Source organism: Pseudomonas sp. SO81, from assembly GCF_030374125.1.
Taxonomy (GTDB): domain Bacteria; phylum Pseudomonadota; class Gammaproteobacteria; order Pseudomonadales; family Pseudomonadaceae; genus Aquipseudomonas.
In genome coordinates this window covers 2281488-2296126 of record NZ_CP126126.1, presented here as the reverse complement: position 1 = coordinate 2296126, position 14639 = coordinate 2281488, and the positions used below count along the sequence as shown (strand labels likewise).

11 protein-coding genes are annotated in these 14639 nt (G+C 67.7%); 4 read left to right on the top strand and 7 right to left on the bottom strand.

Annotated features, from left to right (window positions below; all coding sequences use genetic code 11):
• Window positions 1-16 precede the first annotated feature (16 nt).
• The 3 genes from tfpB to OH686_RS10880 all read right to left on the bottom strand — a co-directional run bounded on the left by tfpB (window position 17) and on the right by OH686_RS10880 (window position 4748).
• A complete protein-coding gene (tfpB, locus tag OH686_RS10890) occupies window positions 17-1801 on the bottom strand; it encodes a type IV pilus assembly ATPase TfpB (RefSeq protein WP_289538529.1) in 1785 nt (594 codons plus the stop codon).
• A 36-nt stretch (window positions 1802-1837) separates the two neighbouring features.
• A complete protein-coding gene (locus OH686_RS10885; protein WP_289538527.1) occupies window positions 1838-3202 on the bottom strand; it encodes a CYTH domain-containing protein in 1365 nt (454 codons plus the stop codon).
• A 73-nt stretch (window positions 3203-3275) separates the two neighbouring features.
• Window positions 3276-4748: an inorganic phosphate transporter gene (locus OH686_RS10880; RefSeq protein WP_289538525.1), complete on the bottom strand. Its 1473-nt coding sequence runs from the start codon at window positions 4746-4748 to the stop codon at window positions 3276-3278.
• A 165-nt stretch (window positions 4749-4913) separates the two neighbouring features.
• On the opposite strand from OH686_RS10880, the gene argE reads away from it, so the two are divergent.
• On the top strand, window positions 4914-6053 hold the full coding sequence (gene argE / locus OH686_RS10875) for an acetylornithine deacetylase (protein WP_289538523.1): 1140 nt from the start codon (window positions 4914-4916) through the stop codon (window positions 6051-6053).
• Window positions 6054-6165: 112 nt separating this feature from the next.
• A complete protein-coding gene (gene argA / locus OH686_RS10870) occupies window positions 6166-7464 on the top strand; it encodes an amino-acid N-acetyltransferase (RefSeq protein WP_192399107.1) in 1299 nt (432 codons plus the stop codon).
• 64 nt (window positions 7465-7528) lie between these two features.
• Here the strand turns inward: argA and rmf are convergent, their stop codons facing one another.
• The 4 genes from rmf to OH686_RS10850 all read right to left on the bottom strand — a co-directional run bounded on the left by rmf (window position 7529) and on the right by OH686_RS10850 (window position 12380).
• A complete protein-coding gene (gene rmf / locus OH686_RS10865; RefSeq protein WP_137973669.1) occupies window positions 7529-7726 on the bottom strand; it encodes a ribosome modulation factor in 198 nt (65 codons plus the stop codon).
• Window positions 7727-7900: 174 nt separating this feature from the next.
• Entirely contained in the window at window positions 7901-9487 is a 1587-nt protein-coding gene (gene gshA / locus OH686_RS10860; RefSeq protein ID WP_289538521.1) for a glutamate--cysteine ligase, read from the bottom strand.
• Window positions 9488-9656: 169 nt separating this feature from the next.
• Window positions 9657-10040 carry a PaaI family thioesterase gene (locus OH686_RS10855; protein ID WP_289538519.1) on the bottom strand — a complete coding sequence of 128 codons (384 nt, stop codon included), beginning with the start codon at window positions 10038-10040 and terminating at the stop codon, window positions 9657-9659.
• Window positions 10041-10043: 3 nt separating this feature from the next.
• A complete protein-coding gene (locus OH686_RS10850) occupies window positions 10044-12380 on the bottom strand; it encodes a Tex family protein (protein WP_289538517.1) in 2337 nt (778 codons plus the stop codon).
• Window positions 12381-12551: 171 nt separating this feature from the next.
• On the opposite strand from OH686_RS10850, the gene ompR reads away from it, so the two are divergent.
• Together ompR and OH686_RS10840 are read left to right on the top strand one after the other, a co-directional pair.
• A complete protein-coding gene (gene ompR, locus OH686_RS10845) occupies window positions 12552-13283 on the top strand; it encodes an osmolarity response regulator transcription factor OmpR (protein WP_137973665.1) in 732 nt (243 codons plus the stop codon).
• A 12-nt stretch (window positions 13284-13295) separates the two neighbouring features.
• Window positions 13296-14609 carry an ATP-binding protein gene (locus tag OH686_RS10840; RefSeq protein WP_137973664.1) on the top strand — a complete coding sequence of 438 codons (1314 nt, stop codon included), beginning with the start codon at window positions 13296-13298 and terminating at the stop codon, window positions 14607-14609.
• Window positions 14610-14639 lie beyond the last annotated feature (30 nt).

Sequence of the window (14639 nt, the reverse complement as noted above, 5' to 3'; positions counted from 1 at the left end):
GTGCCGGCCCGGTGCTTCACTTCTGTTCGCTCTGCGGGGTGACCCGCAGCACTTCCTCGATGGTGGTCTGCCCGGCGGCGACCTTCTGTGCGCCAGACAGGCGCAGGCTGCGCATGCCGTCCTTGAACGCTGCCCGGCGCAGGGCGATAAGGTCGGTATCGGCGGTGATCAGCGGCTTGATGTTGTCGTTCAGCAGCATGATCTCGTACACGCCGGCACGGCCGCGGTAGCCGGTCTCGCGGCACTCCAGGCAGCCGACGGCGCGGTGCGCCTGGGTTGGCAGCGGCGCGCTCCAGGGTTTGGTCAGGCTCTGCCAGTTTTCTTCGTCCATTTCCATCGGTGCCTTGCAGTGCGGGCACAGGGTGCGCACCAGGCGCTGGGCCATGACCCCGAGGATGGTGGCCTTGAGCAGATAGTGCGGCACGCCCAGCTCCAGCAGGCGGCTGATGGCGCTGGGCGCGTCGTTGGTGTGCAGGGTGGAGAGCACCAGGTGGCCGGTGAGCGCCGCCTGGATCGCCATCTCGGCAGTCTCCAGGTCGCGGATCTCGCCGACCATGATGATGTCCGGGTCCTGGCGCATCAGGGCGCGCACGCCGCTGGCGAAGGTCAGGTCGATGTTGTGCTGCACCTGCATCTGGTTGAAGGCCGTCTCGATCATCTCGATCGGGTCCTCGATGGTGCAGACGTTCACTTCCTCGGTCGCCAGCTGCTTGAGCGTGGTGTACAGGGTGGTGGTCTTGCCCGAGCCGGTGGGGCCGGTAACCAGAATGATGCCGTTGGGCTGACTGGTCATGCTCTCCCAGCGGCGCAGGTCGTCCGGCGAGAAGCCCAGCTGATCCGGGCTTTTCAGCAGCACTTCCGGGTCGAAGATCCGCATCACCATCTTCTCGCCGAAGGCGGTGGGCAGGGTCGACAGGCGCAGTTCCACTTCGCCGCCGTCCGGGGTCTTGGTCTTGATCCGGCCGTCCTGCGGCTTGCGCTTCTCCGCCACGTTCATCCGGCCCAGTGACTTCAGGCGGCTGACTGCCGCCATGGTCACCTGCGGCGGGAACTGGTAGACGTTGTGCAGTACGCCGTCGATACGGAAGCGCACGGTACCGGCCTCGCGGCGCGGCTCGATGTGGATATCGCTGGCACGTTGCTGGTAGGCGTACTGGAACAGCCAGTCGACGATATTGACGATATGCGCGTCGTTGGCATCCGGCTCCTGGTCCTGGGCGCCCAGGTTGAGCAGCTGCTCGAAGTTGCCGACACCACTGATCTTCTGGTCCACGGCGGTGGCACCGCTGACCGAGCGGGCCAGGCGGTAGAACTCGGTGGTGAAGCGCTGCAGCTCGGCGGGATTTACCACCACCCGCTTGATCGGGCGCTTGAGCACATGGGTCAGGTTGGCTTCCCAGCCATGCACGAAGGGCTGGGCGCTGGCGATGGTCACCGCCTCGCTGTCCACCGCCACCGCCAGGATCTTGTGGCGCTGGGCAAAGGCGAAGGACATCAGAGGGGTCACGGCTGCCACGTCGATCTTCAGCGGGTCGATGCGCAGGTACGGCTGGCCGGCGAAGTTGGCCAGCCACACGGTGAGGCCTTCCAGATCATGCTTCTTGCCCGGCCGCAGCAGATCGTCGAGCTGCTGGGCGGCGAGGAACTCCAGCGGGTGCATTTGCGCGTTGGCCGAGGCGCGGCGCAGCACCATGCATTGCTCCGCGCTTTCCTGGGAGACCCGGCCCTGGGCCACCAGTTCGCGGAGGATGTCGTTGAGATCGAGCCAGCGGTCCTGGGCGGGCGAGGCGAGGGCGGACATGGAGCTCCCTTTGTTCTGGATGACGGGGTGAGCAGCTTATTTCAGCAGCAGCTTCCAGGGTTTGAGCGTCGCCACAGTATGGGCCTGTGCCACGCGTGCGGCCAGCGCCTCGGGGTCGTTGGCCGGGGCGAACAGCGCTTGCAGCTTGCCCAGCTCGCCGTACAGGCGATCCAGCTCGGGCAGCTCCGGCACCTGGCGGGCCAGGCGCAGCCAGGCCTGGATGCGCTCGAGGCGCGGCAGCTGCTCGGCCAGCCCCTCGGGAAACTGCTGGTAGTGCTTCAGGCGCAGGCCCGCGGCTTCCTCGCTAAGCAACGTAGGCAGCCAGTTGCCCAGCGTCGCCGCGCCCTGGCGATCGCCGCGCGGGTTGCGGCCGATCGTCCAGCCGCGTTGCAGCAGCCAGCGCGACAGCTGCAGGGACAGCAGCCCCCAGCGATTGCCCTGCAGCTCGCCGGCGAACATGGCCGGCGCGTTGTGGCGCAGGGCCTCGTCGTCGCGGCCGGCGGCCAGGCGTGGGCGCCAGTCGACCAGCAGCGCGTCGAGGCCTTGGCGCAGTTCGCGGCTGGAGGCGCGTGGCGCGGCCTGGCCGAGGCTGCTGAGCAGGGCGCGCAGGTCAATCAGCTGTTGCAGCCACTGTTCCAGCAGCTTCCAGTGACCGTTCCAGCGGTACTGCTCGGCCAGGCGCTGACTGCTGCCGAGCAGGTGCCAGGCCAGCGCGGCGAAGGCGTCGTCCAGCGTCATCTCGGCGTTCAGTTCCGGCAGCGGCAGGCTCAGGCTGTAGCTGCTGGAGTCGAACAGGCGATAGCCGCGCTCGGCCTTGCTGATGTCGCAGGGCATCAGCGGCAGGTCGGCGGCCAGCTCGCAGGCCAGCTCCAGCAGGGCGGCCGGCTCGCCTTCGCGCAGCTCCAGTTCCAGCTCGCAGATTTCTTCCTCGCCCTCGCCGGCGACCACCTTGCCCAGGTCCAGGGCCGCCTCGATCACCGTCTTGGCCTTGCCGCGGCCCCAGGCGATCTCGGCCTTCTCGCGGACGAAGTCGGTGGTGAACAGCGGCCGCAGGCTCTTCTTGTCCAGTTCGGCCAGGCTGGCCGGCCAGCAGTCGTCGCCGAGCAGCTTGAGATCGAGCTTGGCCTTCTTCAGCTGCCAGTCCCACTCGTTGCGCTCGGACAGCCCGGCCACGCTCTGGCCGCGGCTCTTCAGGGTCTGGATGAACTGCTCGCCGTCGCGGCGCAGGCGCAGCGCGACGCGGGCCTCGGCCAGATCGCGCGCGGGTGTGTCGTAGTACTGGTTGAACAGCTCGTGGGTCTGCCAGCCGGACTTGTTGCGCTTCTTCAGCAGCGGATGGTCGCGCAGTGCGGCGAGGGTTTCGCGGCTGACGCGCAGCTTGATCTCGGTTTCTTTGGCCATGTCGGGACTCTCGGAGCGATTCGGAAAACAACAAGGCCGCCCGTGGGCGGCCTTGTCATGCGGCGGGCGGTGTTCAGACGAACAGCTTCACGCCCACCCAGAACAGACCTGCGGACAGCAGGACGGTGGCCGGCAGGGTCAGTACCCAGGCCATCAGGATGTTGCGCACTGTACCGAATTGCAGGCCGCTCTTGTTGGCGACCATGGTGCCGGCGACGCCGGACGACAGTACGTGGGTGGTCGACACCGGAAGACTGTAGACGTTGGCCAGGCCGATGGCGATGGACGCGGTGATCTGCGCGCTCATGCCCTGGGCGTAGGTCATGCCCTGCTTGCCGATCTTCTCGCCGACGGTCAGCACCACGCGCTTCCAGCCGACCATGGTGCCGATGCCCAGGGCCAGGGCCACGGCGAAGATCACCCAGAGGGGCGCGTATTCGGTGGTGGCGGTGAGGTCCTTGCGCAGCTTCTCCAGGTCCGCCTTCTCGCGCTTGGGCAGGCTGTCCAGCTTGCCGACCTTCTTCGCGGTGTCGTCCAGGCAAAGCAGGTAGCGGCGCACCTGGGTGCGTTTTTCCTGGCCCATCTGGTTGTAGTCGGTGACGCCCTGCAGGTCTGCCAGCAGGGTGGCGATGGTCACCTCGGTCAGTTTGGCGTCGCAGCGGAACTTGGCCGGCAGCTCGGTGGTGCCGTTCTCGCCCAGGGCCAGGTAGTCGCTCAGCGCGTCATGGTTGCGGGTGTAGAACTGCTGCAGGTGCGCGGCGGCGTCGCGGGTGCGCTCGATCTGGTAGGTGGTGCTGTTCAGGTCCAGCACGAACTTGGCCGGGACGATGCCGATCAGCACCAGCATGATCAGGCCGATACCCTTCTGCCCGTCGTTGGAGCCGTGCACGAAGCTCACGCCCATGGCGGAGGCGATCAGTACCACGCGGTTCCAGAACGGCGGCTTCTTCTTACCCTTGACCTCCATGCGGCTCTCGGGGGTCTCATGCATCTTCGAGTCGGCGAAGGCGCGGCGCAGGGCGATCAGGATCAGCGCCGCCACGGCGAAGCCGGCCAGCGGCGAGAGCAGCAGGGACAGGCCGATATCGATCGCCTTCTGCCAGTTCACGCCGTCGGCCAGCGAGATGTTGGTGAGCAGGGCGTTGGCCAGGCCCACGCCGAGGATCGAACCGATCAGGGTGTGCGAGCTGGAGGCCGGGATGCCGAAGTACCAGGTGCCCAGGTTCCAGGCGATGGCCGCGGTCAGCAGGGAGAACACCATCACCAGGCCGTGGGTCGTGTTGACGTTGATCAGCAGCTCCACCGGCAGCAAGTGGACGATGGCATAGGCCACGCCGATACCGCCGAGGACCACGCCGAGGAAGTTGAAGATGCCGGAGGCGATTACCGCCAGGTGCGGCGGCATCGCCTTGGTGTAGATCACCGTGGCCACCGCGTTGGCGGTGTCGTGGAAACCGTTGATGAATTCGAAGGTCAGGACAAAGGCCAGGGCTAGCACCAGACCGATGGCGACCCAGGCATCGAGCCCGCTGAATATCTCGAACATGACGTTTTCGTGACCGGAAAATGGGGCGCGAAGTATGCCAGATGACAGCAAGTTCTGCTCGAACGGTCGTTTCCAGTCATGTCAGCCGGACGAAAGGTCGTCCCGCCGCGGCATAGGCAGCGGGCGCCGGCCTCTCTATGATGGGGCATGCCACGGAGAATCCCCATGTCGCTTCCCTCCCTGCAGGACCAGTTCGCTGCGCTGATCGCCACCCCGTCGGTGAGCTGTACCCAGCCGCACTGGGATCAGTCCAATCGCGCGGTGATCGACCTGCTGGCCGGCTGGCTGGGCGACCTCGGCTTCGCCTGCGAGATCCAGGAAGTGGCACCGGGCAAGGCCAACCTGCTGGCCACCCTCGGCTGCGGCCCCGGCGGCCTGGTGCTGGCCGGGCACAGCGACACGGTGCCGTTCGACGCCGCCTTGTGGCAGAGCGATCCGCTCAAGCTGACGGCGCAGGGCGACCGCTGGGTCGGCCTCGGCGTGTGCGACATGAAGGGCTTCTTCCCGCTGGTGATCGAGGCGGTGCGCAGCCTGCTCGATCAGCCGTTCAGGCAGCCGCTGCTGGTGCTGGCGACCTGCGACGAGGAAAGCTCGATGGCCGGCGCCCGCGCCCTGGCCGAGGCCGGCCAGCCCCTGGGGCGCGCCGCGGTGATCGGCGAGCCGACCGGCCTGAAGCCGATCCGCCTGCACAAGGGCGTGATGATGGAGCGCATCGATATTCTCGGACAGAGCGGCCACAGCTCCGACCCTAGCCTCGGCCACAGCGCCCTGGAGGCCATGCACGACGCCATCGGCGCGCTGCGCGAGCTGCGCAGCCAGTGGCAGCGCGAGTTCAACAACCCGCAGTTCGGGGTGCCGCAGCCGACCCTCAACCTCGGTTGCATCCATGGCGGCGACAACCCCAACCGCATCTGTGGCCAGTGTTCCCTGGAGTTCGACCTGCGCCCGCTTCCGGGCATGGACCCGGAGCAGCTGCGCGCGGCCATTCGCGGCAAGCTGCGGCCGCTGGCCGAGCGGCACCAGGTGAAGATCGACTACGCGCCGCTGTTCGCCAATGTGCCGCCATTCGAGCAGCGCGCCGACAGCGAACTGGTGCGCCTGGCGGAAAAGCTCACCGGGCATGCGGCGCAGTCGGTGGCATTCGGTACCGAAGCCCCGTATCTTCAGCAGCTCGGCTGCGAGACCATCGTCCTCGGCCCCGGCGACATCGCCTGTGCCCACCAGCCGGGGGAGTTCCTGGAGCTGGCGCGCATCGAGCCGACGGTGCGCCTGCTGCGCCAGCTGATCCAGCACTACTGCCTATGACCCGCCCAGCCTAAGGGGAGCACCGATGTTGCGACGACGCTAGACCGACCTTCCTTCTCCGCTTGCGGAGAGGCAAACCATCGCTCGTCCGTCCCCGCTCACAGGCTCCTTCATGCACGACTACGTCAACTGGCTCCGCCACGCTTCGCCCTACATCAACGCCCACCGTGACTGCACCTTCGTGGTCATGCTGCCTGGCGAGGGTGTGGAACACCCGAATTTCGGCAATATCGTCCACGACCTGGTGCTGCTGCACAGCCTCGGTGTGCGCCTGGTGCTGGTGCACGGCTCGCGTCCGCAGATCGAGGCACGCCTGGCCGAGCGCGGCCTGACTCCGCGCTATCACCGCGACCTGCGCATCACCGACGGCCCGACCCTGGATTGCGTGATCGACGCCGTCGGCCGCCTGCGCATCGCCATCGAGGCACGCCTGTCGATGGATATGGCCGCCTCGCCGATGCAGGGCTCGCGCCTGCGCGTGAGCGGCGGCAACTTCGTCACCGCACGGCCGATCGGCGTGGTCGATGGCATCGACTACCACCACACCGGCGAGGTGCGCCGGGTCGACCGCAAGGGCATCGGCCGCCTGCTCGACGAGCGCAGCATCGTGCTGCTGTCGTCGCTCGGCTATTCGCCCACCGGGGAGATCTTCAACCTGGCCTGCGAGGACGTCGCCACCCGCGCCGCCATCGACCTGCAGGCCGACAAGCTGCTGTTGTTCAGCGCCGAGCGCGGCCTGCTCGACGAGAGCGGCAAGCTGGTGCGCGAGCTGCGTCCGCAGCAGGTGCCGGCGCACCTAGCGCGGCTCGGCAGCTGCTACCAGGCCGAGCTGCTGGATGCCGCGGCCCAGGCCTGCCGTGGCGGGGTCAAGCGCAGCCATATCGTCAGCTACATGGAAGACGGCTCGCTGCTCACCGAGCTGTTCACCCGCGATGGCGGCGGCACCCTGGTCGACCAGGAGCAGTTCGAGTCGCTGCGCGAGGCGACCATCGAGGACGTCGGCGGGCTGATCGACCTGATCACCCCGCTGGAGGACCAGGGCATCCTGGTACGTCGCTCGCGCGAGGTGCTGGAGCGCGAGATCGAGCAGTTCAGCATCGTCGAGCGCGACGGCCTGATCATCGCCTGCGCCGCCCTGTATCGCATCGCCGACTCGGACGCCGGCGAGCTGGCCTGCCTGGCGGTGAACCCCGAGTACCGTCACGGCGGTCGCGGCGACGAGCTGCTGGAGCGCATCGAGGAGCGCGCCAAGGCGCTGGGGCTGAAGACTCTGTTCGTGCTCACCACGCGCACCGCCCACTGGTTCCAGGAGCGCGGCTTCGAGCCCAGCGGCGTCGAGCGTCTGCCGGCGGCGCGCGCCTCGCTGTACAACTACCAGCGCAACTCAAAGATCTTCGAAAAGCTGTTGTGAGCGCTGCGGCGCTGCAATGAAAAAGGGCCGCGCTTGCGGCCCTTTTTTCATGGTGTAGGGAATGTCAGGCGCTACGGCGCTGGTGCAGCTTGAATTGCTCGTTGCCGTCGTCCCAGCCGGCCTCCCAGGCGGCGGCCAGCACTTCCACGGGGTAGGGTTGCGCGTGCTGCGGCTGGCCGGTGAGTCCGGCCATGTAGCCTTGCTGGTAGGCCTTGTTCAGGCTTTCCAGGCTCCAGTCGTGGTTGTCTGCGTCGGGCGTCATGGCTGTTCGCCAATGCGGGTTTCCCCACAGGCTAGCCCCTGCCGGCGTCAGCGGCGTACCGTCGGTCAGGGGCGAACGGTCGAAGTGGCGGAATTGTGACGAATTGCCGCTAAAGCGACGGTTCGTTGACCGCTGCGCCTGGCGAGACCGGTGCCGAGCGCATCGGCACGCACCTCACACGCTGATGCCGAGAATGCTCGCCTGATAGGCCGCGACGAAGGTGTCGAAGTCGCCGGCCGGTGCACGCTCCAGTTCGGCCTGTTCGGCCAGGGACTGGCGCGCGGCTGCCTCGAACTGCGCCTGCTCCGTCGCGCTCAGCGGCTGGGCGCGGAAGGTGGCGGCGTGAGCCTTGCTCTGGCGCAGGGCGAACGCGCGGAAGCTCTCGCCGCTGTCCTTCAGCTCGGCCAGCACCCGGGCCGACGGGGTCAGCGCCGGATCTTCGACCTTGCGCCGTTGCAGGTGCAGGGCGGTCTGGTAGGCGTCGCCGCCATAGGCGCGGTCGAGCAGCGCGGCGATCGGGGCGAAGGCGTCGAGCAGTTCGCCGGCCCAGGTCCGCAGCTCGACCTGCTCGCCGTCGCGCTGCAGGTGCAGGCCGGGGCGGCGACCTTCCTTGACCGTCTTGAGGAAGTTCTCGGTGCTGGCGCGACACACGCCGCTGGCCAGCAGCGGGCTGTCCTGCAGGGCGCAGAACAGGATGAAGGCGTCGAGGAAGCGCGCCTGGTCCAGGTCGATGCCCATCGGCAGGTAGGGGTTGATGTCCAGGCAGCGCACTTCCACGTACTGCACGCCGCGGCTCATCAGGGCCTGGATCGGCCGCTCGCCGGAATAGGTGACGCGCTTCGGGCGGATGCTCGAGTAGTACTCGTTTTCGATCTGGATGATGTTGGTGTTGAGCTGCAGCCACTCGCCATTGGCGTCCTTGGTGCCGATCTCGGCGTAGGCCGGGTAGGGCGTGGCCACCGCCGCACGCAGGCTCTCGGTGTAGCTGGCCAGGTCGTTGTAGCAGGGCGTCAGGCCGGACTGGGCGCTGCTCTGGTAGCCCAGGTCGCTCATGCGCAGGCTGGTGGCGTACGGCAGGTGCAGGGTATCGGCGTCCAGCGGCTGCAGCTGGTGCGGGCGGCCGCGCAGGAAGCTGGCGTCCAGTGCCGGCGAGGCGCCGAACAGGTACATCAGCAGCCAGCTGTAGCGGCGGAAGTTGCGGATCAGCGCGATGTAGCTGGCGGACTGGTAGTCGCGTGCGCTCTGCGTGTCGCCGTCCAGCCGCTGCAGCAACGGCCACAGGCCCTCGGCCAGGCTGAAGTTGTAGTGGATGCCGGCGATGCACTGCATGGTCTTGCCGTAGCGCAGGGCCAGGCCCTGGCGATACACGTACTTGAGGCGACCGATATTGGAGTTGCCGTAGCGGGCGATCGGGATGTCCGCCTCGTCCGGCAGCACGCCGGGCATGGACGGGCTCCATAGGTATTCGCCGTCCAGCTGGCTGGCGGCGAAGCGATGGATGCGCTCCAGGTCGGCCAGGGTGTCGGCCGGGTTCGGCTCGGCCGGGGTGATGAACTCCAGCAGGGCCTCGGAATAGTCGGTGGTGATCTGCGGATGGGTCAGCGCCGAGCCGAGTGCAACCGGGTGTCCGGTTTGCGCCAGCTCGCCCTGTTCGGTCACGCGCAGGGTCTCGCGCTCGATGCCGTGCAGGCACTGGGTGAGCAGGGACAGGTGGGCGGCATCGCCGAGCAGAGCCAGGCGGCGGGAGAGGAGATCGCTCAAGATTCTTGTTCCTTCACTCGACGGTCGCCCCTATATGGGGGTGGAGCCGCCACACTGCAAGTCGGGTACGGACGGACGCTGTCGCCTGACCGGAAGGGGAGGATGCGCCGACAGCCCGGCTCTGCGCAATGCCTCTAGCTCCTCTCTCCCGGAGGGAGAGGGAGTCAGATCACTTGCAGATAAAGGTGGCCTGGGCGGTGGCGATCAGCTTGTCGCCCTGTTCCACCTTGGCCTCCAGCACATGCACCTTGCGTCCGCCGTTGAGCACGCGGGCGTGGCAGACCACCTCGCCGGACTCGACGCCGCGGATGTAGTTGACCTTGCATTCCAGGGTCATGCTGCCGGCCTCGCCGTCGAACAGGCTGTGGCTGGCCTGGCCGAGGGCGGTGTCGATCAGCGAGTAGAGCGCGCCGCCGTGCATGCGCCCGTGCAGGTTGAGCATCTGCTCCTGCATGTCCATGCGCAGCTCGGCTTCGCCATTCTCGGCACGCAGGATGCGGATGCCGAGCAGGCGGCTGAAGTTGCTTTGCTTGCCGACGGGCGCGTCACTCATGACTCACTTCCTCAGCTGCTTGGCGTTGGCGAACAGCGAGGCCATGGCCGCGTTGGCCGGGGCCGGCTTGTCCTGGCTGGAGTGGCGCTCGCTGCGCGGCTGGTTGCCGCCATTGCCGCGGGACTGGCCGCCACGGGATTGTCCGCCACGCGGACCATCGACCTTCTCGCCGGGGGTGTCGCTCATGCGCATGGTCAGGCCGACGCGGTTGCGCGGGATGTCCACTTCCATGACCTTCACTTTGACGATATCGCCCGCCTTCACGACCTCGTAGGGGTCTTTGACGAACTTCTCCGACAGGGCGCTGATGTGCACCAGACCGTCCTGGTGCACGCCGATGTCGACGAAGGCGCCGAAGTTGGTGACGTTGGTCACCACGCCCTCCAGGATCATGCCCGGCTGCAGGTCCTTGAGGCTCTCGACGCCCTCCTGGAACTCGGCGGTCTTGAACTCCGGGCGCGGGTCGCGGCCCGGCTTGTCCAGTTCCTTGAGGATGTCGGTGACGGTCGGCAGGCCGAACGTTTCGTCGGTGAAGCGCTTGGGATCCAGGCTGCGCAGGAAGCTGGAGTCGCCGAGCAGCGAGCGCACGTCGCGGCCAGTATCGGCGGCGATGCGCTGCACCAGCGGGTAGGTCTCCGGGTGCACGGCGGAGGCGTCCAGCGGGTTGTCGCCATTCATCACGCGGAGGAAGCCGGCAGCCTGCTCGAAGGTCTTGTCGCCCAGGCGCGGCACTTTCTTCAGCTCGCTGCGGCTCTTGAACGCGCCGTTGGCATCGCGGAACTGCACGATGTTCTGCGCCAGGGTGCTGTTGAGGCCGGAGATTCGTGCCAGCAGGGCGGCGGAGGCGGTGTTCACGTCCACGCCGACGGCGTTCACGCAGTCCTCGACCACCGCGTCCAGCGAACGGGCCAGCTTGAGCTGCGACACGTCGTGCTGGTACTGGCCGACACCGATGGATTTCGGGTCGATCTTCACCAGCTCGGCCAGCGGGTCCTGCAGGCGGCGGGCGATGGAGACGGCGCCGCGCAGCGACACGTCCATATCCGGGAATTCGCGGGCGGCCAGCTCGGAGGCGGAGTACACCGAGGCGCCGGCCTCGGAGACCATCACCTTGGTCAGCTTGAGCGCCGGCAGCTTCTTGATCAGGTCGATGGCCAGCTTGTCGGTCTCGCGGCTGGCGGTGCCGTTGCCGATCGAGATCAGGTCCACCGCGTGCTTGGCGCACAGCTTGGCGAGGATGGCCAGGGTGCCGTCCCAGTCGTTGCGCGGCGCATGCGGGTAGACGGTGGCGGTTTCCAGCACCTTGCCGGTGGCGTCGACCACCGCCACCTTGCAGCCGGTGCGCAGGCCCGGGTCCAGCGCCAGGGTGGCGCGCGGGCCGGCCGGGGCGGCCAGCAGCAGGTCGTGCAGGTTGCGGGCGAACACGGTGATCGCCTCGTCCTCGGCCTTCTCGCGCAGCTCGCCGAGCAGGTCGGTTTCCAGGTGGGTGTAGAGCTTGACCTTCCAGGTCCAGCGCACTACCTCGCCCAGCCACCTGTCGGCGGCGCGGCCGCGCTGCTCGATGCCGAAGCGCTCGGCGATCATCAGCTCGCACGGGTGCATGGTGCCCGGGGCCTCGTCGCCGACTTTGAGGCTGGCGCCGAGGATGCCCTCGTTGCGGCCGCGGAAGATCGCCAGCGCGCGGTGCGACGGTACGCCCTTGAGGGCTTCGTCATGCTCGAAGTAGTCGCTGAACTTGGCGCCTTCGGCTTCTTTGCCAGCAACCACGCGGGCGCTGAGGGTGGCCTCGTGCTTGAGGAAGGAGCGCAGCTTGTCGAGCAGGCTGGCGTCTTCGGCGAAGCGCTCCATGAGGATGTACTTGGCGCCTTCCAGCACGGCCTTCACATCGGCGAAGCCCTTCTCGGCATCGACGAAGCGCGCGGCCTGTTCTTCGGGATTGAGCGTCGGGTCATTGAACAGGCCGTCGGCCAGCTCGCCGAGGCCGGCTTCCAGGGCGATCTGACCCTTGGTGCGGCGCTTCTGCTTGTATGGCAGGTAGAGGTCTTCGAGGCGAGTCTTGGTATCGGCCTCGTTGATTTCGCGGGTCAGCTCGGGGGTCAGCTTGCCCTGCTCCTCGATGCTGGCGAGGATCGCGGCGCGGCGCTCGTCCAGCTCGCGCAGGTAGCGCAGCCGCTCTTCCAGGTGGCGCAGCTGGGTGTCGTCCAGGCTGCCGGTGACTTCCTTCCGGTAGCGGGCGATGAAGGGCACGGTGGAACCTTCGTCGAGCAGGGCCACGGCGGCGGCGACCTGTTGCGGGAGGACGCCGAGCTCGGCGGCGATACGCTTGTTGATGCTATCCATGAACCCTACCTGACAGAAAAACCACGCCGGTACCGACGCGAAAGCGCCGCATTATAAACACCGGGTCGAAAAGCATTGGGAACCGTTCGGGGAAAAATCTGCTAACAATGGTCGAGCCGCCGCGCTGCGGCTCTGGGCGATAATGCCGCGCCACCTCGGACAGGAGAGAACATGAGCAGTACACCCGCAGTCGAAGGCGAGAAGATCCTCATCGTCGACGACGATCCCGGCCTGCGCCGCCTGCTGGAGCGCTTCCTCAGCGAGCAGGGCTACCGCGTACGCGCCGTGGAGAACGTCGAGCAGATGGACCGCCTGCTGGCCCGCGAGCTGTTCCAGCTGCTGGTGCTCGATCTCATGCTGCCGGGCGAGGACGGTCTGTCCGCCTGCCGCCGCCTGCGCGAGGCGAACAACCAGATGCCGATCATCATGCTCACCGCCAAGGGCGACGAGGCCAGCCGCATCCAGGGTCTGGAAGGCGGCGCCGACGATTACCTGGCCAAACCCTTCAACCCGCGCGAGCTGCTGGCGCGGATCAAGGCCGTGCTGCGCCGCCAGGCGCCGGTGGTACCGGGCGCCCCGGCCAGCGAGGACGAGACCGTCACCTTCGGCGACTACGAACTTTCCCTGGCCACCCGCGAGCTGAAGAAGGGCGACGAGCTGCACATGCTTACCACCGGCGAGTTCGCCGTGCTCAAGGCCCTGGTCCAGCACGCCCGCGAGCCGCTGACCCGCGACAAGCTGATGAACCTGGCCCGCGGCCGCGAGTGGGACGCCCTGGAGCGCTCCATCGACGTGCAGATCTCCCGTCTGCGCCGGCTGATCGAGCCGGACCCGTCCAAGCCGCGCTATATCCAGACCGTCTGGGGCGTGGGCTATGTCTTCGTGCCGGACGGTAACAAGTAAGCCCCTTTCCTGATGAAAACCCCCGTCTGGTTCCCGCAGAGCTTCTTCGCCCGCACCCTGTGGCTGGTGCTCATCGTCGTGCTGTTTTCCAAGGCGCTGACCCTGGTCTATCTGATGATGAACGAGGACATGCTGGTCGACCGCCAGTACAGCCACGGCGCGGCGCTGACCCTGCGCGCCTACTGGGCGGCGGAGCCGGAGGACCGCGCGCATATCGCCGAGGCGGCGACGCTGAGCCGGGTGGCGCAGGACAAGGTGCCGGCCACCGAGCAGCACTGGCCCTATTCGGAAATCTTCTTACGCCAGATGCAGGCCGAACTGGGCCCGGACACCGAGGTGCGGGTGCGGGTGCAGAGCCCGCCGGCGCTGTGGGTGCGCGCGCCGAGCCTGGGGCCGGACTGGCTCAAGGTGCCGCTCTACCCGCACCCGCTGCGCGGGCAGAAGATCTGGAGCGTGCTCGGCTGGTTCCTCGGCATCGGTCTGCTGTCCACCGCCGCCGCCTGGATCTTCGTGCGTCAGCTCAATGCGCCGCTCAAGCGCCTGGTGTTCGCCGCCCGCCAGTTCGGCCAGGGGCGCAGCGTGCGCCTGCCGGTGAGCGACACGCCGAGCGAGATGACCGAGGTGTACCGCGCCTTCAACCAGATGGCGGAGAATATCGAGCAGGGCGCCCGCGAGCGCGAGCTGATGCTGGCCGGGGTGTCACACGACCTGCGCACGCCGCTGACGCGCCTGCGCCTGTCGCTGGAGATGCTCGGCGGCGATGCCGAGATGAGCGAGGACATGATCCGCGACATCGAGCATATGGACGCGATCCTCGACCAGTTCCTCGCCTTCATCCGCGACGGCCGCGACGAGAAGCCCGAGCCGGTGCTGCTCGACGAGCTGGTGCGCGAGACGGTGGCGCCGTACAACCAGCAGGAGGAGCGTGTGCGCCTGTGCCTGGAGCAGGTGCCGGCCTTCCCGCTGCGCCGGGTGTCACTCAAGCGCCTGCTGGTCAACCTGCTGGACAACGCCCTGCGCTACGGCGGCCAGGGCGTGGAAGTGGTGGCCAACGTCGCCGGCGACGAGAGCGCGCCCTATGTGGTGCTCAGCGTGCTGGATCGCGGCCCGGGCATCGCCCCGGCGGAGATGGGCGAGATCTTCAATCCCTTCATCCGCGGCGATCGCGCCCGTGGCGGCAAGGGCACCGGCCTGGGCCTGGCCATCGTCAAGCGCATCGCTGCGCTGCACGGCGGCAGCGTGGAGCTGCGCAACCGTTCCGGCGGCGGCCTGGAGGCACGCATCTGCCTGCCGCTGGGCCTGCTGCTGCCGCGCGACGCCAACTGACGGCGCGCGGCGCCTCTCGGTAAAGCACCC

Bases quoted from the DNA above. Each gene is read 5' to 3' on its own strand.
- tfpB (WP_289538529.1), bottom strand. From the start codon at position 1,801: ATGTCCGCCCTCGCCTCGCCCGCCCAGGACCGCTGGCTCGATCTCAAC.
- OH686_RS10885 (WP_289538527.1), bottom strand. From the start codon at position 3,202: ATGGCCAAAGAAACCGAGATCAAGCTGCGCGTCAGCCGCGAAACCCTC.
- OH686_RS10880 (WP_289538525.1), bottom strand. From the start codon at position 4,748: ATGTTCGAGATATTCAGCGGGCTCGATGCCTGGGTCGCCATCGGTCTG.
- argE (WP_289538523.1), top strand. From the start codon at position 4,914: ATGTCGCTTCCCTCCCTGCAGGACCAGTTCGCTGCGCTGATCGCCACC.
- argA (WP_192399107.1), top strand. From the start codon at position 6,166: ATGCACGACTACGTCAACTGGCTCCGCCACGCTTCGCCCTACATCAAC.
- rmf (WP_137973669.1), bottom strand. From the start codon at position 7,726: ATGACGCCCGACGCAGACAACCACGACTGGAGCCTGGAAAGCCTGAAC.
- OH686_RS10855 (WP_289538519.1), bottom strand. From the start codon at position 10,040: ATGAGTGACGCGCCCGTCGGCAAGCAAAGCAACTTCAGCCGCCTGCTC.
- OH686_RS10850 (WP_289538517.1), bottom strand. From the start codon at position 12,380: ATGGATAGCATCAACAAGCGTATCGCCGCCGAGCTCGGCGTCCTCCCG.
- ompR (WP_137973665.1), top strand. From the start codon at position 12,552: ATGAGCAGTACACCCGCAGTCGAAGGCGAGAAGATCCTCATCGTCGAC.
- OH686_RS10840 (WP_137973664.1), top strand. From the start codon at position 13,296: ATGAAAACCCCCGTCTGGTTCCCGCAGAGCTTCTTCGCCCGCACCCTG.